We start from the raw sequence: 19,971 nt of genomic DNA, 5'->3' as shown, positions 1-19,971 counted from the left end.
ACTAAATGATATATAAAAAGAATAAAGTTTTAATAATATCAACTTTTATTATAATGAGTATATTATTTTATGTATTAAATTGCTATACACCTTTATATGTAGATGATTATTCGTATTCATTTTCATTTATGGATGGTAGTAAAATAAGTAGTATTAATGAAATTTTATTATCTCAAAAGGCACATTATTTAAATATGAATGGTAGAAGTGTTGTACACACTATAGCACAATTTTTTTTATGTTACCAAAAGATATTTTTTAATTTATTTAACACAATTAGTTTTTTAGGACTAGTTATCATTATATATTTTTATTCATATGGAACATTAAAAAAGATTGAATTAAAATGGATATTAATTATATTTTTAATATTATGGGGTATTACCCCAAACTTTGGACAAAGCTATTTATGGATAACAGGAGCTTCAAATTATTTATATGGTATTTTAATTGTATTAATTTATTTAATTCCATTTAGAATTATTAATAAAGATAATGAGCATAAGAATAATTCTATTATATTTAAGGCTTTGTTTACTATTTTTTATTTAATATTTGGAATACTAGCTGGATGGACAAATGAAAATACTAGTGTTGCACTAATATGTATATCAATATTATATTTAATAACATTTAAGTTAAAAAAAATAAAATTAAAAGTTTGGATGTTTAGTGGATTAATTGGAAATTTAATAGGACTTAGTATAATGATTTTGGCGCCGGGACAACAAAGTAGATTAAAAAATGCAGGAGGAATAGGTGGAACTTTATCACTATTAAGGAGGGGAGTTTTTATTTCTATAGATTTAATGAAATATTTAACACCTATTATAATTTTTTTAGCGATACTACTTATATACTATTATTATGCTAATAGAAAAAAAATGCAATTAATAGAAATGATAGATAATTTATATATAGGAATAATATTTTTTATAGGAAGCTTAGCCTCAATTTATTCAATGGTTGTATCACCAAGTTTTCCAGAAAGGGCATGGAGTGGACCCATAGTTTTAGTTATTATTACAATTGGTAATATATATTCAAAGTTAAAATTTGATAAAAAATCTCAAACTTTTGTCTTACTAACGTTAAGTATACTATATTTATTTTTCTGTACTAGTTATATAGAAGCAGTTTTAAAATTAAGACAAACTAGAGCAAGTTTTGATTATAGAGTTTCTCAAATAATATCTCAGAAAGAAGATAATATATATGATATTAATATTCCTACAATAATGGGTTATTCTAAGTATGATTGTTATACAGGATTTGGGGATTTATCCAATGATAGTAATGAATGGCCTAATACAGCTATAGCAAAATATTATGGAGTTAATTCAATAAATAAAGAGTAAGAATAGGTGGGGGCTTATGGAGAGAGTTTTATCGGTTATAATACCAGCATACAATGAAGAGAAAATGATATATAAAACTGCAAAAAAAATATCAAGTATTTTAGCTAAGGAATGCATTGAATATGAAATTATTTTTGTTTATGATTAATCTAAAGATAACACATGGAATGAAATAACTAATATATCAAGTAAAGTTGATAATATTAAAGGAGTAAAGTTTTCAAGAAATTTTGGAAAAGAAGCAGCTATTTTTGCAGGATTAGAAAATTTAATTGGAGAATGTTGTGTAATTATAGATTGTGATTTACAACATCCGCCACAAAAAAATAGTAGAAATGTATAAGTTATGGGAAGAAGGATATGAAATTATTGAAGGAATTAAATCAGATAGAGGAAATGAAAGCATATTTTATAAATATAGTGCTAAATGTTTTTATAAAATAATAAGTAAGATAACTAGTATTGATATGAGCAAGTCGTCAGACTTTAAATTATTAGATCGTAAGGCTGTTGATATAATAATTAATATGAAAGAAAAGGATACATTTTTTAGAGCGTTATCTTCATGGATTGGATTTAATAATATTAGTATTAAATTTGATGTTGAGGAAAGAATAGAAGGAGAATCTAAGTGGTCCAAGTGTGGATTAATAAAATATGCGATAAATAATATTACAATATTCTCATCATTTCCAATGCAATTAGTAACATTAATGGGAGTAGTAGTAGTATTTATAATTTCGATTATGCTTGGAATACACTCTATATACCAAAAAATATCAGGACAAGCATTAGAAGGCTTTACTACAGTAATAGTAATTCAGTTATTTATAGGTAGTATAATTATGATTAGTTTAGGTATAATCGGATATTATATTTCTAAAATATATAATGAAATAAAAGAAAGGCCGCGATATATTATTTCTAATAAGTGTGGAAGCGTAAAGATAAAATGCTAGTAAAATTTTTTGATAAAACATTTTTAAGGTTTATAATAGTAGGTATAATAAATACTTTTTTTGGGACTTCTATAATGTTCATATTTTATAATTATTTTAGGGCAAGTTACTGGATTTCATCAGCAGTAAATTATTTTTTTAGAAGTATGTTAAGTTATTATTTAAATAAAAAATTTACCTTTGAAAATAAAGATACGGGTTTAAGAACTGTATTTAAATTTATTATTAATATTTCTATATGTTATTTTATGGCTTATGGAATTGCCAAACCATTAATAAGAGTATTACTTGTTAGCTATAATAAAATAATTCAAGAGAATGTAGCTATGTTTGTAGGGATGGGGTTATTTGTAATATTCAATTATTTAGCATAACGATTTTTTGCATTTAAGGAAAGTGAAGAGAATTAATATAATAGGGATAGTGTAATCTATAAGATGAATACACTATCCTTGTAACTATAATTAATTAATTATAACTTGTATATTAGTATTACTTTTATATAAGTCGCTAATAAGAATATTATTATTTTTAATTGGAGAATTTAAAAATTTAACGATATAGCTTTCTATATAATCTTTATAAAATGAAATGCCATCAAATATAATTAAATTATCCGGTATATTTATTATGCAATTAGTAAAAACACATATTCCATTAGGTTTAGCATAAGCATATATAAGTGACTTATTATTATTATCAATATTATTTATTGTACAATTATTAAATTGTATATTAGTATTAGTACCTTTACTATAAGCAAAAGGAGAATAATAAATAAAATTATTTTCAGAATAGTTTAAGGTACAGTCTTCGAAGTATATAATATCATTTGCTTCACATTGGACATTAGGGAAAATTGCAGTATCTTCAAAGTTACAATTGACAAATTTACCAGAGAAAAATCCATTATGATTATTTAATTTTGATTTTCCACAAAAATTACAATTCTCAAAATAATAGCTATCTAAATGACCATTATTGAAAGATAATGAATATCTGCTTGTTAAAGTGGATTCAGGAATTAAAGAACAATTAATCATTTTAATGCTATTTAAATAGGCTAATAATGTGCTAGATATTTTAATTATACAATTATTATAAGTGCTAAAATCAGCTAATGATCCTAAGGTAGAGTTACTTACTATTCCAGATAAGGAACCTATACATGTGTTGTTTTTTGATAAGTTATTAGCAACACTGCCAGATATAAAAATATTATTAAATACTTTATATATACCATGTTGTACTATAGAGCTTACTCCGCCAGATTGTAATGTTATATTAGTATTTGAACAATTTTTAATGACTATAGATCTTGTACGTTCCCAAATGTATATTTTTCCACTTTTTTGACCGTCAACTATAAAGTTATGACCAGCACAAGTTAAAAAATCATTATTTGGATTATTATAAAAATTATTATTTTTGAAAGTACAATCTTGCATCATATCCCAACCATCTTCTGCATCATAAGCACATTTAGCTGATGATTGTCCGTTTCTAGTAAATTTACAAGAGTCTACTAACATATCCTTCATTGCAGCTTGAGCTAAACCAACACATCTGCAGTTTTCAAAATTAACATTATTAAATGAACAATGGGTAGGAATTCTAAAATATTGTACTGATAGATTTGTTGGGTATGATTCATTTAATATTGTTACTCTCAAGTATCTAGCATTAGAAGGTACAGAAACGCGTCTATATTGATAAGAATCGATAGATTGAATAAAGATTTTATTTTCATCATAAAAATGGCAAATTATATTCCAAGTTCCACAAGGATTACCTTGATAACCTAAATATACGCTGACTGATAAATACCCTATGCTAGAATAACCTGTAATATCAATATAGTCAGAGGTAGTTCTGTTAATTGGAGATATATTTAATCCAGTTTTTCTATCGATATCTTCTAGTTTAAAAGTATTACCTATACTCTTAGGATATAAATAGGTATAATTAAGCGTATTATCTCTAGACACAGCTATACCATTACCACCACCATATCCAGTTATATCTTTAATGTTAATGTTATCAAAAGAACTATATTTAGATTCACTACCTATATTAATACCATTTACCCATTCAGAGTTATTTGTAGAGTTAGTATAATCATGAGTAAAATAATCACCTTCAACAGTTCCGTTAATAACATGAGAATCAAAGGTATTATTTAAATCAATCATTAGGGATTTATTACCAGTAAATTGGTTTTGCTTTAATATAGATCCATTCATATCTAAAGTAAATTGAGTTGGAATATAGATTTGTTTTTGATGGTCTATTCTATAAATTCCAGGTAACAATTTAACTTTATTATATCCATCGGCCTTTTTAACATCTAAAAGTTGTTGAAGTCCAATCCTAGTATTAGTTGCTTCTTGTAATACAGCAGTTTTATCATAATCACTAGCATATTTAACTTGATTTTCAGCCCACCAATTGTCAGGGGTTCCATCACCAGTTGTATCAGCAATTACACAAACGTAGGTTTTAGAATCAGGAGTTATTTTATTAGCAGCATCAACTAATGCAGCTTTAACAGTTGCACTTGTTTTACTAGATAAAGTTGATAAGTCTATTATTTTTTTTACTTCATAGTTATCAGTATTTTTAATATTATAAATATTTAAATCTTCTTGAGTCATTACATATTCATTCCACACTATAGGCTTTCTAATTAAGAAGAAATTAAATAACTCATGAGAGTTTCTTCCATAGGCATCAGTACATAAAATAGAAAATTTTTGATTACCTAAATTAGTAAAAGATCCTAAACTAACTTTATGATCTCCAGCTTTCATATTTCTAAACACTTTATCAGCTTGTCCTTCAACTCTTACTGTAACGGTGAAGTTTTCACTGTAGTCTTCTTCTAAATACTCCTTGTAATAATAATCAGTAATATAATAATCTATAAAAACTTCTTCTCCAGGTTCAACTACCGGTTTTATATAATAGGTTGAAATATAAGGAACTTCATTTTGTTTATTAACATCAAGTGGAAGATAAACTATATCATATTCAAAAGTAATGGAGGCACTAGGTGATTCCTCTGTTAAGGTAATAGTTTTCGAAGAGTCACCTAATACACTATAGCCAACAACAGTTTTTGCGTTATAGGTATAGCTTCCCATAGATAGATTTTCAATAATATCTTCTGTAGCAATTTCAATTTGTGTAGGTTTATCAATATATTTTATAGTTACCTTTCCAGATGTTTTTTTATATTTAAAAGTTATACTTTGATTTAGATTACTTGAGGTTAAAATAACACTTTGAGAATATGGACTAACTAAGGTGTAGTTTTTTATATTAATAGCATTAAAAGAATGAGGGCCCATTTCTAAATTGTTATAAACTTTGGCTATTGAAATGACTTTAAGAGAATTGTTTTCTAAATAATTAACAGTAACGCTTCCTAATATTTTTTTATACCTAAAGGTAATTGTCTGAATAGGAGTAGAATCTGTTAGGATAACTGTTTGGGATGATTCATTTGATAAAGTGTAATTATCAATAGAAGTAGCAGTATAGCTATAACTCTTTAGCTCAAGATTATTAAATGTTTCAGTAGTTTTAATTTCTTCTAAAGAAGTATCATCTAAATACTTTAGATAAATAGTGCCTAATATTTTGATATAAGTGAAAGTAACAATAATATTAGGATTATCAGCAGTTAAGGTAACTGCTTTTTCATTATCTCCATAAATGGAATATCCACTTATTGTTTTTGCATTATAAGTGTAGCTACCTAATGAAATATTTGTAAAAGATTCAGAGGTAGCTAACTCAGTATTAGTATCTTTATCAATATATTTTATAGTGACCGAGCCTGTTATTAATTTTAAATCAGATTTTAAAATATAGGCATCAGTATTATTAAGCTTTAAATATGACCATAAGTCTGTTTTGTTATATTCTAATATATCTAATTTTGTTCCTTTATTGGCTATAGATAAAAGATTAGCATAACCAGTAATAGCAGAAAGAATTAGAGAATAGGTTGAAGTTACTTCATATATTGTCCCCATTTTAACATCTCCTGTAAAATATTAATATACATATTGTGGTAATATAGTATATGAGTATATTCAAAAAACTGTTAATAATTCAGGAAATTACAAGTTATTTTTATGGTATTAAAATGCCACTAAATATAAATGGACATCTGGTGCTTTTTAAGTATTTAGATAATAGTCATAGCATTATAATAAACAATATTTCAGATGATTTTAGATTTATTGATAAATATATAGGTGAAGAAATGACTAAGGTAATAGAAGATGAAAACTTTCAATTATTTAATGAATATTTTAAACTTTGCAATAGAATAAGTTTATTTGGGTATGAAGGGGGAAGTATTGAAAGATTAGTTAAATTAAGAAAAATATTAAGAGGTAATAATTAATACCTAAAGGAATATTAAAATTTAAAATACTGCATATTATAATGATATTTTTAATATGCAGTATTTTTCACTTAATTTACTTAAAGAATTATTTGGGGGTAATTTTTATATTATTACTTATATTACGGTATGTAAAGTTATCAATATATATATATACTATACTTCTACTAAGATTACATTTGAGATATAATTCAGTATCAATAATAAAAAAATCAATATATAATGATAGCTATTAATTGATTTAATAAAATTATTATTTTAATTATAAGATTACATATTAATTTATAGATATATAAGGATTCATTAATATGTTAGACAGATGTTATAAAAATATATCAATAAAATCATAGTAGTTTTATATATCTATAAACAGTTTTAATTATATATATAACAATATATTGTGCGTAAACAGTAATAGTAAAAAATATTGTAAGAATAGGTCGAAATTACTTTATAAATACCTCAAATTTTAATATTACCTATGAAAAATGTTAACTATATGGTAATATATATAAATATTAATTATATCCTTATAATTTTACAGAGTTAACCATGTTATGTATAGCTTTTTTGTATACAGTTAATACATAATAAATATATTAGATAAAAAAATTAAAAAGACAATATAATTTTGTATTTAAAAATTAGTATAAAGAAGCTTTATAAATGTATATGAGTATTTTTAGTGGTATATAATTTAAAAGCGAGAGAAAGGAATTTAATATGAACTTAGAGGAAAAAAACTCTATATCTTTTTTTAAAGTTTTTGCGATGATACTTATTTTATTATGTCATATAGTGCAAGAACATAATAGTTCATATATACAAATGACAGCACAATTTTTAAATGTAGGGGTTTCAATATTTTTAATATTATCTGGATATTTATATGGAAGCAAAGATATTAAAGAGAGTTATGGTTCATGGATTATTAAAAGGGCAAAGCGTATTTTAATTCCGCTATATGTATTTATGTTATATTTATTAAATATATATTTAATAAATGGCAACCACATAAACTTAATAAATTGGATAGCATATATTTTTGATTTGCAAGGATTCCAAATATATGTACATGGTGCTGAACACTTATGGTATTTAACTATAATAATGATATGCTATTTAATAACTCCGATATTAAATAAAAATAAAAGTAAAATGAATAAAAAGTATTTATACCAACATTTATAATAGCTCAAATTATAATATCTTATTTTATTAACACTCAAATGGGTATATATTTATGCATATATATTAGCTTATATTATAGGGTATAAATGGAATAGAAGTATATCAAATAAGGGATTACTTATGTCAATTGTATTAGCAGGAATGGCTATATTAATTAGGCTTGGTGGTAAAGTATTATTTGATGATACTACATTATATAATGTAATTATTGTTGGGTATACTCAAGCTATGATAGCTTTTAGTATGTTATACATCTTTATTCATTGTGGAAAAAATTTAAGATATAACGAGTATATTAAATATATAGATTTTATAAGCTTTGATATATATTTAGTTCATTATATGTATATAGTTGGGCCGCTAAGAACTATGGGAATAACTAATAACTTTATAGTTAATACAGTTATTACATTAATAGTTTCTACTGTGACTGCTATTATATTAAACAATATATGTAAGCTAGTATATAAATTTTTAGATAACAAAGCTTTAAAAAGGAACAAGCGTATATGTAAAAATATATAATATAAAATACATCAGAAGTTACTAATAAATTTAGATTATTTCTGATGTATTTTATATTTATTTATCTTTAATTTTTACATTTTTACTTCCTAAACATTCCTTATCATAAAGTCTTAATATTTCAGGTAATAATTCATTATTCTTAAAGCTAATATTTATATTATTAACAGTATCCTTATCAATACCACTAACAACAAACACAGATTTATCCATATCAATTTTATTATTTTCAATAGTTAGCATATCTTGTTGAACCAACGCACTAGCAGAGCCACCAGTTCTATCATCATAAAATACAATCATTCCATCCTTGCCATTAGAAGTAAAAGAAGAATTAATAATACTTATAGGTTTCTTCATACTATAATGAGGTAACTTCAATAAAAAATCTTCATTATTAATAGTACAATTATTGAATGAAGTAGTAGCCCCTTGATGCCAATATCCAAATAGTATTTCAAAATTATTTAAATTACAATTATTAAAACTATAAGTAGGTTCATAGCTACCAGCGTAAGTTTCCCAATTAGTTATAGTGCTATCAGTAATATTAAATGTTCCATGAATATTGCCAGTAATATTTTCAAAAGTACAATTATTATAAACTCCACCCATATTTTCACCACTTTTATTTTTAATGGTGCAATTTTTGAAGTTACCAACACCCAAAGCTGTATTCCAAGTATTATTACTATTAGAATCAGTTACAGATTTAATTAAACATCTTAGATATAAACCAGTATCAATAGTATTTTCAGCTCTACCATTTATAGTACAATCTTTAACAACAGCAATCCAGTCATCATTTTCTTCAGTAGCACCAATAGTTATATTGCCATTAACAGTATTATCATAAAATCTAACATAACAACTACGCTGTCTAGTTGAATGTCCTAAATTAGCACCAGCAATATTATTAGAGTTTCTAACAACATAAGAATTAGTACGTTCCCAGAAGTATAATTTCCCAGATTTCATATTTTCAATAACAAAATTATGACCAGCACAAGTTAAAAAATCATTATTAGGATTATTATAAAAATTAAGTTCTTTAAAAGTAACATCTTGCATCATATCCCAACCATCCTCAGCATCATATGCACATCTTGCAGAGGATTGGCCACACTTTGTGAATTCACAATTTTCAACAAGCATATCCTTCATAGCTGCTTGAGCTAATCCTACACATCTATTATTTTCAAATTTAACATTTTTGAAAGCACAATGAGTGGGTATTCTAAAATATTGCACAGATAAATCAGTAGGATAGCCTTCTTCTAAGATAGTAACTTTCATGTATTTAGCACCATCAGGAACTCCAATTCTCCTATAAAAATAACTATCAACAGATGAAATATACTTTTGTTCTCCATCATAAAAATGAGCAATCATGTTCCAAGTGTTACAAGGATTACCCTGATAGCCTAAATATCTGCTAACTGATAAATAGCCAATGCCATCATATCTATCAATAGAAATAAAATCAGAAGTTGTTCTATTAGTAGATTCAATAGCTTCACCAGTACTTCTATCAATATCACCTAACTTAAAGCTATCACCAACTGGAGTTGGATTAAGATAAGTATAGTAAAGTGATTCATTTCTAGATTTAGCAATGCCATTACCACCACCATATCCAGTAATATCTTTTACAGTTAGATTTTCAAAAGAACTGTATTTAGCTTCACTACCAATACTAATACCCATAACCCATTCAGAATTATTAGGAGAATTAGCATAATCATGGCTGTAATAATCACCTTCAATAGTACCATTAATAACATGGGAATCATAAGTATTATTAAGTGTTATCATCAAGGCACTATCACCAGTAAACTGATTTAATTTTATAGTTGAACCATTCATATTAACAGTAAAGTCAGAAGGTACCCATATAGAGTCGGAGTGATCAATTCTGTAAGTTCCAGGTAATAGTTTAATAGAGGTATAACCTTGAAACTTAACATAATCAAGAAGTTTTTGAAGACCTTCTCTTGTATTATAAGATTCTTGCATTACAGCTTCTTTATTATAGTCATCTGAATATTTAACAATAGTTTCACCCCACCAGTTACCAGGTTCACCATTACCAATAGTATCTGCAATTATGCAAGTATATGAATTAGGTTTAGGAGTAATAGTAGATGCTACTTTTTCAAGTTCAGCTTTAACTGTTTCTGGTGTTGGTTCATTTAAATCAAGAATTGCAATATATTTATTTTCATAAGTATCAGTATTTTTAATATTATATTTAAGTAAATCATCAGTGGTCATGACATACTCTTTAGATGATTTTTCTTTTCCTTTAGAATCCTCGACTAAGAAAAAGTTGAAAAGTTCATGGGAGTTACGACCATATTTATCAGTAGCTATAATAGAAAATTTTTGTTCGCCAGTGGTTTTAAAACTACCTATATTAATAGAATTATCTCCAGCCTTAATCTTCTTTTTAACTATATCTTTTTCACCATCTACTTTAACTGTTATAGTAAAAGTTTCTGAAGTATCTTCCTCTGTGTATTCTTTGTAATAGTAGTCTGTTACATAGAAATCTATTATTACATCTTCATTAGGTTCAACCTTTGGCTGTATATAATAAGTAGATATATAGGGTACTTCATTTGTATTTACTTCTTTAGAAGTATTGTCTTTAGTGGAAAGTGACAGTGTAAGTTTATTTAATATAGATATCGTTAAAAATGATAAAACTATAAGAAGAGAAATTAATATTAATATAAATAACCTATGCTTTTTAAAATTAAATTTTTTCATATAACACTCCTTTTTTATTTCCTAAATATATAATTAGATATTAAATTTTTATTTCCTTTAAATGGATTATATAATATTATTAATTTTATTTATAATACAACAAAATCAAAATTAGCTATGGAAAAACTATTATATTAAACTAATGAAGTAGTGGAGAAAGGAATAAATGTATAAACAATTGGAAGTAATTAAGTTTACTTAATGGTATTAGAATATAGAATAAAAATAAGTAGTTTTAAATATTGTATTAATTAAATTAAGTATGGTAATAAAGTAGCTAGAAGGTATCATATATATAAGCTTCCATACATGATAAAATTGTAAATGAATTATTTATGGGGGGAAATATGAAAAAAAAGAATTTAACAATAGTAGTATGTGTGATTTTAATAGGCATATTTATTATTTGCTATTTATTAGGGAAAGTAGATGTGACAAGGTATATAATATCTAATGAAAAAATACCAGAAGAATTTAATAAATTCAAAATAGTTCAATTATCAGACTTTCATAGCAGTGGTTATAAGGATACAACAGAAATAATAATAAATAAAATAAAAAATCTTAAGCCAGATATAATTGTAATGACTGGAGATATGATAAGCTGGGAAATTGAAAATATAGGAGAGCTTGAAAAATTAATTACTTCCTTAGTAGATGTAGCTCCTATGTATTATATTAATGGCAATCATGAAGAGTTAGCAGAAATATTAAAAGCAGATGAATATGTAGAATTTTTAAGTAGTATAGAGCAATTAGGTGTAACTTTTATAAAAAATAATTATGTAGAAGTAAGTAAAGATGAAAAAGCTATTAATTTATATGAAATAGATATTCCATTAGATGGGCCAACAGGTTTATATGCTACTACAGATCAACTTGATAATAATTATGTTAAGGATACATTGCCAGAAGTAGATTCAGAAAAATTCAATATATTATTAGCACATAATCCATTATTTATAGAAGAATATGGTGAATGGGGAGCAGACTTAGTATTATCAGGTCATATGCATGGAGGTATAGTTAGAATACCTATAATAGGGATTGGTATTGCATCTCCAGAGGAAGGTTATTTTCCTAAATATGATGCTGGAAAGTTTAAAGTTAATGAAACTACTATGATAGTTAATAGAGGAATAGGTATATCTTCCAGTGAGTTAAGAATATTTAACAAGCCAGAAATTTCAGTAATAACTTTAAGGGGTAAATAGATTAATATAATGCAAAAAGAATTTTTAAGAGTACTAACATAGGTTATCTTAAAAATTCTTTTTTGTATTTTAGATAATAAATCTATAAGTATTTTAATAGTTGATATATATTATAAATTGTGTAAGTATACAAAAAAGTAATAAATTGGTATAATGTTAAAGGGATTATTATGAAAAAGTAAAATAATGTATTTTTATAAAGTGGGTTTTAGGAGGGTATGATATGAATAATACACAAAGGCAATTTATAGATATTCTATCTGCTGGAATTAGGGGAAAGACAGCGGAGAAATGTTATGAGAATATTGATTGGGATAAAGTTTTAGAATTGGCTAATAAACATAAAGTTGAAGGAATTGTATATTTAGCTTTACGTAAGAGTAAATTGATTATAGATTTAGGAGAAGAAAGATTAAATATATTAAAGAAAAAAGCTATAATGACAGGATTAGAGCAATCTAAACATATATTAGGATTGTCAACAGTTCTTAGTAAAATTAATGAAGCTAATATACCCGTTATTGTACTTAAAGGATTAGTAGTAAGAGATTTTTACCCTCAACCTGACCAAAGAAGTATGAGTGATGCAGATATTTTAGTTCATACAGATGATGTTGATAAAGTTAAAGAAATATTAATAGATATGGGATATATTTTTTTAGAGGATCATAAGGCATCACATCATATAGCATTGGTACATCCTAGATATCCTGTAGTAGAAGTTCATTGGAATTTATTTAAAAGAGATGGATTTAGTAATGAAATAGAACATTATGAAAGATTGATTTGGAAGCATTCAATAAATGTTAATGTAGGAAAAGCTAGTTTTTTATCACTTGCATATGAAGATTTAGCATTACATCTATGTATGCATATGGCAGCTCACCTTGCTGCAACAGGATTTGGAGTAAGGCAGATTTGTGATCTTGTTTTACTTGTTGAGAAAAAGGGTGAAGAAATTGATTGGAATAGTTTCATAATGAAAGCTAGGATGTACGGATTTGAAAAGTTTAGCTTGATTATGTTTTTATTATGTAAAGAGTTATTTGATATGAAAATTCCTAACGAATTAAATGTTAGGAGTGTAAATAATAAAAAATATATAGAGGCACTAATTGATGAAATATTTGAATCAGGTGTACATGGTAAGAAGGAAATGGCTAATCAATTTGCTACACAAGTTGCTTTTAATTTTGAAGATAAAGATGGTAATGCAACTTTAGGAGCAATTAAAAGATATTTTAGATTTATTTTTCCAAGAGTTAATGATATGTCTGATAAGTATAGTTATGCTAAGAAGTTTAAGATATTGGCACCTATAGCATGGATTCATCATTTGCTTGCAGGTATTTTTTCAAGTGGATATAGTTTTAAAGATAAGTTTGAATTTTTAACTAAGGGAGCAGCTGTAGCTATAAATAGAAATAAGTTATTAGATTGGATGGAATTATAAAATTACTAGATAAGTACTGTAATCAATAATACAGTACTTATTTTTTATGAAAATATATATTAATTAGGAAATAAGTAGTAATTATAAGGATACAAAAACTTATTATTAAATAAACAAAAGTAATTATTTACTTAATATAGTAAAAAATGTAAAATAATTATGGGAAATTTATTAGTTTCCTTTATTTATCTTTAAATAGGGGCGCAGATTTAAAGATAGTATTTTTAAGATTAGATTAATTAAAATATAAGAGGTGAATAATAATGAAGAAGGTATGGGAAAATCCTCAACTTAAGTCATTAGCAGTAGAAAATACTTATGAAGAGGAATATGATGGATGGATTATAGGTGATGATGGTAGCAGAGTTGATGCAAAGAATGTTGACAGAAGTGTAAATCAAACATGTCTTGGAAAATATAGTTATGAGTGTAAATGTTGTGGAGCTCAATCAGGACATATATATGATACACCAGTAGGAGCAGTGTTTGGATTAATTGCTCATTGGGCATCAGCACATCCAAAAGGATGTAAAATATCTTAAATTTAGATAATTATTTATAAGCAAAACAATACATTACTAGTTATAGATAATGTATTGTTTTTTATGTAAGGGGAGGAGGATTAAGATAAGAAGTTATTATAGAAAGAATACATATATATTTTTATATATTTTTATTGTTTTTTTGATACTTAAGGGATGCTCAATTAATAATAAAGAAGCTGGATTAGTATATGGGAGTAAATCTGCAACAATTGAAATAATAAATTATACAAGTTTTCAATGCCCAGATTGTAGTGTAATGCATGAAAGGTTACATGATATCATAAAAAAATATATTGAAAATGGATCAGTAAGATTTATAGAAAAACCAATAGATATTAGTAGATTTAACTATGATGAAGTAATATATAAGCATATGAGTGAGGAACAAGGAGTGGATTTTGATAAATTATTAGATATATATTCAAATCAAAGTAAGTGGATAGAATTTGATTCTGAAAATGATGTAATTAAATTTTTGGAGCTTAGTATTGATGAAAATAAAAAAAATATTAATGATTTAAAGATAATAACAAAGGAAAAAAATAATATAGAATTAAAAGAAGTTCCTACAATGTTTATGAATGGAGAAAAAATAGATATTGATATAACTGCAGATGAATTTGAAAATAAAATTCAAGAAATTTTAGATAATAGCAAATAAAATAATAATATTTAATAAAAAGTTATTTTCATTATATGAAGATAACTTTTTTGATTTTATGAAATGCAGTTTTTATATATGTATATGGGATTTTATAAAGTAATTAATAAATTAGAATTACTACTTAATAGTAAAATATTATACTTAATACTAATTTACATAAAATGTAAGTAAACCTATAATTAATTTATAGTTACTAAAATTAATTAATAATGAATTTGATGTTAGTAATATATTTATAAAATATAAAGTTGGGAGAGAAAATAATGAAGAAATTATGGCAAGAACCCAAATTAAAAGCATTAGGAATAGCAGAAACAAAAGATATAACAGAGGAAGTAAGATACACAACACAATCAAGCCAACATAGTTTAAAGCAAAGATATCTATGTTTAGGAGTATATCAAAAGGGAACAAATATTAAGGTTGCGGATTGCCCAAATCCTGGACCATATTCAAGCTTTGGTAATTGGGCTGTACATGCTGATATAGATCATAAGGATTTACAAATTGGAGAAAAGGTTGAGGTTACACCAGTATCTTAGTTAATTTTATGTGGATAGAGTAAATTAATAAGTTTAGTTAATTGAAAAAAGATATAAAAATTTTCATAACGTAGGATAGATGTTTTTTATACTTTAGCATTAAATAATGTTTATTAGTAAGTAGCTTAAATTAATTAGTAAAACTACTAAGATTTATTATACTAAATGTTAATTTACATAATGGTTAAATTTACTATAAAATTATTTATATAACTATTAGGATGTTGAGAAACGAAAATAGTTTTTTTATTAGATATAAATGGGGGATGAATTGTGAAAAAAGAATGGTTAGGTCCAGAGTTAAAAGAGTTAAATTTAAAGGAAACTAATGAGTTGTTAGAGTGTGAAACAGCTGAAGAAGTAGAGGGAATAGGGGAAAACTATTTTATCCATAGGCATATTTGTCCAAGATGTGGATATAATTTTGGACATGGAATAGGATCACATATGAGGTGGGAGCATCATGTAGCTTTTGCTAAGTGTGGCGCAGATGCGGATAGGGTTCCGGTAATTCCAGTATCTTAATTCGTAATAGAAGTAATACAAAACGAGTTGTAGTTGTAGAAAAATAAGTTTGGTACTAGTCAATAAAAAAGAGGATTCATAAATTTGAATCCTCTTTTTTGTATAATATTAATTAGCGTATATTTATTTAAAATATATTATTAAAGAAAAGTAATTAATATTACTACTTCTAATAAGGTATAAAATAGTAATACTAAATAATAATTTATTACCAGATAATATAATTGTATAATTAATTTATAATTACATAAATTGTAAAAATGAGGAGTATGAGAGTGATAAATAATTATAATGTTTACGGATTAAATATTAAATCAGAAATAGAAATAGAAGAATTCATTAAGTTAGATACCATGGATGAAAATAATATCGTTAATATAATTAAGGGAGAAATGTCAGAAGATATAAAAAGTGAGATAGAAAATGGAAGCAAAATTAAGCTTTTAAAAGATAAGATATGGTTTCATATAGATAATATAGCTACATATTGTATATCTAATGGAAATGATATAAAAGTAGAAGTATGTGAAAATGCAGATATGAAACTTATGAAAGTATATATAATGTGTAGTTGCTTAGGATTTATAATGCTTCAAAGAAATATGGTAGCTATTCATGGTGGAGTTATTGAAATGGATAATAAGGCAGTTATATTTACAGGAGATAGGGGAGCTGGAAAATCTACATTAACTACAGCTTTAAGAGAAAGAGGATATAATTTTATATCTGATGATGTAGCATCAACTAAGATAGAGAAAGTGCCATATGTAATGCCTGGATTTCCATATCAAAAATTGTGTGAAAGTGCTATGGATAACTTTGAATATGATAAAGAAAAATATACTTCTTTTATGAGTGATAATGAAATTAAATATATGGTACCAGCTAAAGATGAATTTGTTTATGAACCAAAGCCCTTATCTGCAATAGTAAAACTAACTGTTGGAGATGTTGAAGAAGTAACTATTCAGGAATTACTAGGTGGTGAAAAGTTAAATAATATTATTGAGAATATTTATAGAGGTGAGTATATTAAATATCTTGGTGGAATGAATCCAATGTATTTTAAACAATGTATTGATGTAGCTAAAAATATAAGATTCTTTAAAGTAGTAAGACCAGCAAATAAATTTACAGTAAATGAACAAGTTGAATTAATTGAGAGGCAAATACTAGTATCTAATGAAACGGCAGTATAGAAATTTTAAAAATTAAACTACTTATAATAGGTATATTATGAGTAGTTTTTTATTTATAAAAATAAATAATTATATAAGAAGTAATTCTTTAGTGTAATTAATAAATGGCAAATTAGAATTATTTAACTACTTACAATTAATTGGTAAAATTAAGTGTGAATAAAAATAGATATTAGGTTTAATTTTTAATCAAAGGAAGGGGAAAAATATGATTAATTTTAAAAAAAGTTCTGGGAAAATTGGAAAAATTAAAAAAGATTATGGAATAAATTTAGATACAATAATTAATAAAAATTTAGAAATAGATGATACTGATTTAGATGGAGAAAAAGTAATGATGAACCTTGATAAAGGTGAATACTTTATGATGAATGAGGTTGGAAGTAGAATATGGGATATAATTACAGAACCTATAAATGTTAAAGGAATAGTAGAAACTTTACGTTCAGAGTATGAAGTAGATGAAGAAACTTGTAAAGACACTGTAGTAGATTTTTTAGGTAGATTAAGCCATGCAGACCTTATCAGCATTAACTAGAAAAACTAAAACATTTTTTACTATAGATAATAAATTAAAAGTTGAGTTTATACAAGCATTCATTTATACGGGAATGTACAGAGCATTTATATTATTTTTTCCTTTTAATAAGTTAAGAAAGCGTATGGGGAAACATAAGGAAGAGTCGTCAGAAACTGTTGAAAAGGAAGTTTATAAAACAGCTAGACATATAGCTTGGGTTGTTACTTTAATATCAAGTAAAACACCATGGGAAAGCAAATGCTTAGTACAAGCATTAACAGCTCAAAGGATGCTTAAGAAAGAAGGAATATCTACAACTATTTATTTAGGTGTAAGAAAATCAGATAATGAGATGAAGGCTCATGCATGGTTAAGATGTGGTGAGTATTATGTAACGGGTGGAGCTATAAGAGATCAATATACTGTTGTAGCTAAGTTTGCTAATTAATGATAATAAATTCATTATAGATTTATTATATATAAAATATAGGGGTGATAAGTATGGAAAAGAAAGTTTGGAGTAATCCAGAATTAAAGAAAGAAATTGTAATTAATACTCATGCTGAAGATTGTGAATGTGATATGACAGTATCAAGGGGAAATAAACATTTTTGTCATCATAATCCTAGTGGAAATCATTCAGGAAATCACACAAATGATCCAAATCCAAAACCACAAGATCATTTTATGTCAGTAAATTGTCCAACACATGGAAATGAGTGTTGTTGCTATGTAGCAGGACAAACATCTTAAAAATTTGAAGGTATCTTAGATTAACTAGGATATCTTTTTTAAATATTATATAAGGATGAAAATAATATGAAAAGATATTACTACAAAGTATATGGAATTGAGATTAAATCAGAAATATATATAGGTGAATTTATAGAAGTTAAAAATGTAGAGCATACAAGTGATAAAGTGAGTTTTATTTATGGTACAATACCAAATAACGTAATGGATAAACTTAAGAAGGGGGAATATTCATCTGAAAAAGAGAATGAAGTTTATTTATTTATAAGAGATGTTGCAACATATTATATATCAAATGGTAATAAAGTTATGATTGATGTTTGTAAGGGTGCAGATAAAAAGATGATTAATATATTTTTATTAGGAAGTGTATTAGGCATTTTAATGCTTCAAAGAAAACAAGTAGCTATACATGGTGCAACGATAACTAAAAATAATAAAGCATTTATTATAACGGGGGATAGAGGCGCTGGAAAATCTACATTAACTACAGCATTACGATTAAGAGGATATGGATTTTTATCAGATGATGTAGCATCAATAAACTATACAGATAAACCATTAATTAATCATGGATTTCCGTATCAAAAACTATGTGAAGATGCAATGAATAGTTTAAAGTATGATAAAGATAAATATAAATCATTTGAGGCAGATGAAAAAATAAAATATTTAGTTCCTGTTAAAGAGGAATTTGTAACTGATAATATTGAAGTTACTAAAATGTTCGAAATAGTTATTGGAGATGTTAAAGAAGCTGTTATTGAAAGAATAACAGGTCATAATAAGTTATCAAAGATTTTAGATAATATATATAGAAAAGAATATATAAATGCTTGTGGTACTATGGATAAAAATTATTTTAGACAATGTGTAGAAATAGCTAAGCATATAGATATATATAGAATAATAAGACCAAATGGTAAATTTACTGTTGATGACCAAATAAAATTAATTGAGAATGAAATAAGTTAATTAAATCTTATATGAAAGGTTATAAGATTAATTTATTAAAATATAAAGGATTTAATGATTAGGAGTAATATATGGATATTAAATTAAATACTAAGGTATTAAAAAATTGTAATACTTATGTAAGTGAAATTAATGAAGATAAAGCAATTATGAACTTAGAAAAAGGTGAATACTTTGCTCTTAATAGTATAGGGAGTAGAATTTGGGATGCTTTAGATGAAACAAGTATTCCTTCAGAAATCATCAATATATTAATTAAAGAATATGATATAAATGAAGAAAAATGCACTGATTCAGTATTAAAGTTTTTAAATAAGTTATATGAAATAGGATTATTAAATATAGCTTAATATATTAGG

General features: G+C 25.4%; 20 protein-coding genes and 1 pseudogene. 19 read left to right on the top strand and 2 right to left on the bottom strand.

The window, feature by feature from the left end; translation table 11 throughout:
• Positions 1-5: 5 nt before the first annotated feature.
• The 4 genes and pseudogenes from I4V51_RS02500 (at position 6) to I4V51_RS02490 (ending at position 2,691) form a co-directional block, all read left to right on the top strand.
• Positions 6-1,358, top strand: coding sequence for a DUF6056 family protein (locus I4V51_RS02500; RefSeq protein WP_195986760.1), 1,353 nt, complete (start codon positions 6-8; stop codon positions 1,356-1,358).
• A gap of 16 nt (positions 1,359-1,374) precedes the next feature.
• Positions 1,375-1,701: pseudogene (locus I4V51_RS21470) on the top strand (glycosyltransferase).
• Positions 1,694-2,317: a hypothetical protein gene (locus tag I4V51_RS02495; RefSeq protein WP_347708640.1), complete on the top strand. Its 624-nt coding sequence runs from the start codon at positions 1,694-1,696 to the stop codon at positions 2,315-2,317. Before I4V51_RS21470 ends, I4V51_RS02495 begins: the two are co-directional and overlap by 8 nt.
• Positions 2,311-2,691, top strand: a complete 381-nt coding sequence (locus I4V51_RS02490; protein WP_195986759.1) for a GtrA family protein — start codon at positions 2,311-2,313, stop codon at positions 2,689-2,691. The genes I4V51_RS02495 and I4V51_RS02490 overlap by 7 nt, the downstream gene beginning before the upstream one ends.
• A gap of 90 nt (positions 2,692-2,781) precedes the next feature.
• On the opposite strand, the gene I4V51_RS02485 is transcribed toward I4V51_RS02490, so the two are convergent.
• Positions 2,782-6,357 (bottom strand): MucBP domain-containing protein, encoded by a 3,576-nt coding sequence (locus I4V51_RS02485; RefSeq protein ID WP_195986758.1) that lies wholly within the window; start codon positions 6,355-6,357, stop codon positions 2,782-2,784.
• A 50-nt stretch (positions 6,358-6,407) separates the two neighbouring features.
• Between I4V51_RS02485 and I4V51_RS02480 the strand changes: the two genes are divergently transcribed.
• From I4V51_RS02480 to I4V51_RS02470, 3 genes are all read left to right on the top strand, one after another.
• Complete coding sequence (locus I4V51_RS02480) at positions 6,408-6,734, top strand: hypothetical protein (protein ID WP_195986757.1); 327 nt, start codon at positions 6,408-6,410, stop codon at positions 6,732-6,734.
• Between the two features lie 723 nt (positions 6,735-7,457).
• Positions 7,458-7,925: an acyltransferase family protein gene (locus I4V51_RS02475; protein ID WP_195986756.1), complete on the top strand. Its 468-nt coding sequence runs from the start codon at positions 7,458-7,460 to the stop codon at positions 7,923-7,925.
• Between the two features lie 120 nt (positions 7,926-8,045).
• Positions 8,046-8,450: a hypothetical protein gene (locus tag I4V51_RS02470; protein ID WP_195986755.1), complete on the top strand. Its 405-nt coding sequence runs from the start codon at positions 8,046-8,048 to the stop codon at positions 8,448-8,450.
• Positions 8,451-8,507: 57 nt separating this feature from the next.
• Here the strand turns inward: I4V51_RS02470 and I4V51_RS02465 are convergent, their stop codons facing one another.
• Positions 8,508-11,222, bottom strand: coding sequence for a hypothetical protein (locus I4V51_RS02465; RefSeq protein WP_195986754.1), 2,715 nt, complete (start codon positions 11,220-11,222; stop codon positions 8,508-8,510).
• A gap of 347 nt (positions 11,223-11,569) precedes the next feature.
• Between I4V51_RS02465 and I4V51_RS02460 the strand changes: the two genes are divergently transcribed.
• The 12 genes from I4V51_RS02460 (at position 11,570) to I4V51_RS02405 (ending at position 19,962) form a co-directional block, all read left to right on the top strand.
• Positions 11,570-12,436, top strand: a complete 867-nt coding sequence (locus tag I4V51_RS02460) for a metallophosphoesterase (RefSeq protein ID WP_195986753.1) — start codon at positions 11,570-11,572, stop codon at positions 12,434-12,436.
• 223 nt (positions 12,437-12,659) lie between these two features.
• Entirely contained in the window at positions 12,660-13,889 is a 1,230-nt protein-coding gene (locus I4V51_RS02455; protein WP_195986752.1) for a nucleotidyltransferase family protein, read from the top strand.
• 263 nt (positions 13,890-14,152) lie between these two features.
• Positions 14,153-14,431 (top strand): hypothetical protein, encoded by a 279-nt coding sequence (locus I4V51_RS02450; protein ID WP_195986751.1) that lies wholly within the window; start codon positions 14,153-14,155, stop codon positions 14,429-14,431.
• Between the two features lie 142 nt (positions 14,432-14,573).
• Positions 14,574-15,095 carry a thioredoxin domain-containing protein gene (locus I4V51_RS02445; protein ID WP_195986750.1) on the top strand — a complete coding sequence of 174 codons (522 nt, stop codon included), beginning with the start codon at positions 14,574-14,576 and terminating at the stop codon, positions 15,093-15,095.
• A gap of 266 nt (positions 15,096-15,361) precedes the next feature.
• Positions 15,362-15,640: a hypothetical protein gene (locus I4V51_RS02440; protein ID WP_195986749.1), complete on the top strand. Its 279-nt coding sequence runs from the start codon at positions 15,362-15,364 to the stop codon at positions 15,638-15,640.
• Positions 15,641-15,913: 273 nt separating this feature from the next.
• On the top strand, positions 15,914-16,165 hold the full coding sequence (locus I4V51_RS02435; RefSeq protein ID WP_195986748.1) for a hypothetical protein: 252 nt from the start codon (positions 15,914-15,916) through the stop codon (positions 16,163-16,165).
• Positions 16,166-16,440: 275 nt separating this feature from the next.
• Positions 16,441-17,364: a hypothetical protein gene (locus I4V51_RS02430; protein WP_243281359.1), complete on the top strand. Its 924-nt coding sequence runs from the start codon at positions 16,441-16,443 to the stop codon at positions 17,362-17,364.
• Between the two features lie 208 nt (positions 17,365-17,572).
• Positions 17,573-17,902, top strand: a complete 330-nt coding sequence (locus tag I4V51_RS02425; protein ID WP_195986746.1) for a lasso peptide biosynthesis PqqD family chaperone — start codon at positions 17,573-17,575, stop codon at positions 17,900-17,902.
• On the top strand, positions 17,877-18,332 hold the full coding sequence (locus I4V51_RS02420; protein ID WP_195986745.1) for a lasso peptide biosynthesis B2 protein: 456 nt from the start codon (positions 17,877-17,879) through the stop codon (positions 18,330-18,332). The genes I4V51_RS02425 and I4V51_RS02420 overlap by 26 nt, the downstream gene beginning before the upstream one ends.
• 53 nt (positions 18,333-18,385) lie before the next feature.
• On the top strand, positions 18,386-18,637 hold the full coding sequence (locus I4V51_RS02415) for a hypothetical protein (protein WP_195986744.1): 252 nt from the start codon (positions 18,386-18,388) through the stop codon (positions 18,635-18,637).
• A gap of 66 nt (positions 18,638-18,703) precedes the next feature.
• Entirely contained in the window at positions 18,704-19,612 is a 909-nt protein-coding gene (locus tag I4V51_RS02410) for a hypothetical protein (protein ID WP_195986743.1), read from the top strand.
• 71 nt (positions 19,613-19,683) lie between these two features.
• Positions 19,684-19,962 (top strand): PqqD family protein, encoded by a 279-nt coding sequence (locus tag I4V51_RS02405; RefSeq protein ID WP_195986742.1) that lies wholly within the window; start codon positions 19,684-19,686, stop codon positions 19,960-19,962.
• Positions 19,963-19,971: the final 9 nt, after the last annotated feature.

This window comes from Clostridium sp. D53t1_180928_C8, assembly GCF_015667795.1.
Lineage (GTDB): Bacteria > Bacillota > Clostridia > Clostridiales > Clostridiaceae > Clostridium.
The sequence above is the reverse complement of the archived record's forward strand: the minus strand, read 5'-3'. Positions and strand labels throughout refer to the sequence as shown.

What these genes read in the sequence shown, in the direction of transcription:
- I4V51_RS02480 (WP_195986757.1), top strand. Translation starts at nt 6,408, where the DNA reads ATGAGTATATTCAAAAAACTGTTAATAATTCAGGAAATTACAAGTTAT.
- I4V51_RS02440 (WP_195986749.1), top strand. Translation starts at nt 15,362, where the DNA reads ATGAAGAAATTATGGCAAGAACCCAAATTAAAAGCATTAGGAATAGCA.
- I4V51_RS02490 (WP_195986759.1), top strand. Translation starts at nt 2,311, where the DNA reads ATGCTAGTAAAATTTTTTGATAAAACATTTTTAAGGTTTATAATAGTA.
- I4V51_RS02460 (WP_195986753.1), top strand. Translation starts at nt 11,570, where the DNA reads ATGAAAAAAAAGAATTTAACAATAGTAGTATGTGTGATTTTAATAGGC.
- I4V51_RS02495 (WP_347708640.1), top strand. Translation starts at nt 1,694, where the DNA reads ATGTATAAGTTATGGGAAGAAGGATATGAAATTATTGAAGGAATTAAA.
- I4V51_RS02465 (WP_195986754.1), bottom strand. Translation starts at nt 11,222, where the DNA reads ATGAAAAAATTTAATTTTAAAAAGCATAGGTTATTTATATTAATATTA.
- I4V51_RS02485 (WP_195986758.1), bottom strand. Translation starts at nt 6,357, where the DNA reads ATGGGGACAATATATGAAGTAACTTCAACCTATTCTCTAATTCTTTCT.
- I4V51_RS02450 (WP_195986751.1), top strand. Translation starts at nt 14,153, where the DNA reads ATGAAGAAGGTATGGGAAAATCCTCAACTTAAGTCATTAGCAGTAGAA.
- I4V51_RS02405 (WP_195986742.1), top strand. Translation starts at nt 19,684, where the DNA reads ATGGATATTAAATTAAATACTAAGGTATTAAAAAATTGTAATACTTAT.
- I4V51_RS02410 (WP_195986743.1), top strand. Translation starts at nt 18,704, where the DNA reads ATGAAAAGATATTACTACAAAGTATATGGAATTGAGATTAAATCAGAA.
- I4V51_RS02500 (WP_195986760.1), top strand. Translation starts at nt 6, where the DNA reads ATGATATATAAAAAGAATAAAGTTTTAATAATATCAACTTTTATTATA.
- I4V51_RS02415 (WP_195986744.1), top strand. Translation starts at nt 18,386, where the DNA reads ATGGAAAAGAAAGTTTGGAGTAATCCAGAATTAAAGAAAGAAATTGTA.
- I4V51_RS02455 (WP_195986752.1), top strand. Translation starts at nt 12,660, where the DNA reads ATGAATAATACACAAAGGCAATTTATAGATATTCTATCTGCTGGAATT.
- I4V51_RS02420 (WP_195986745.1), top strand. Translation starts at nt 17,877, where the DNA reads ATGCAGACCTTATCAGCATTAACTAGAAAAACTAAAACATTTTTTACT.
- I4V51_RS02470 (WP_195986755.1), top strand. Translation starts at nt 8,046, where the DNA reads ATGTCAATTGTATTAGCAGGAATGGCTATATTAATTAGGCTTGGTGGT.
- I4V51_RS02425 (WP_195986746.1), top strand. Translation starts at nt 17,573, where the DNA reads ATGATTAATTTTAAAAAAAGTTCTGGGAAAATTGGAAAAATTAAAAAA.
- I4V51_RS02475 (WP_195986756.1), top strand. Translation starts at nt 7,458, where the DNA reads ATGAACTTAGAGGAAAAAAACTCTATATCTTTTTTTAAAGTTTTTGCG.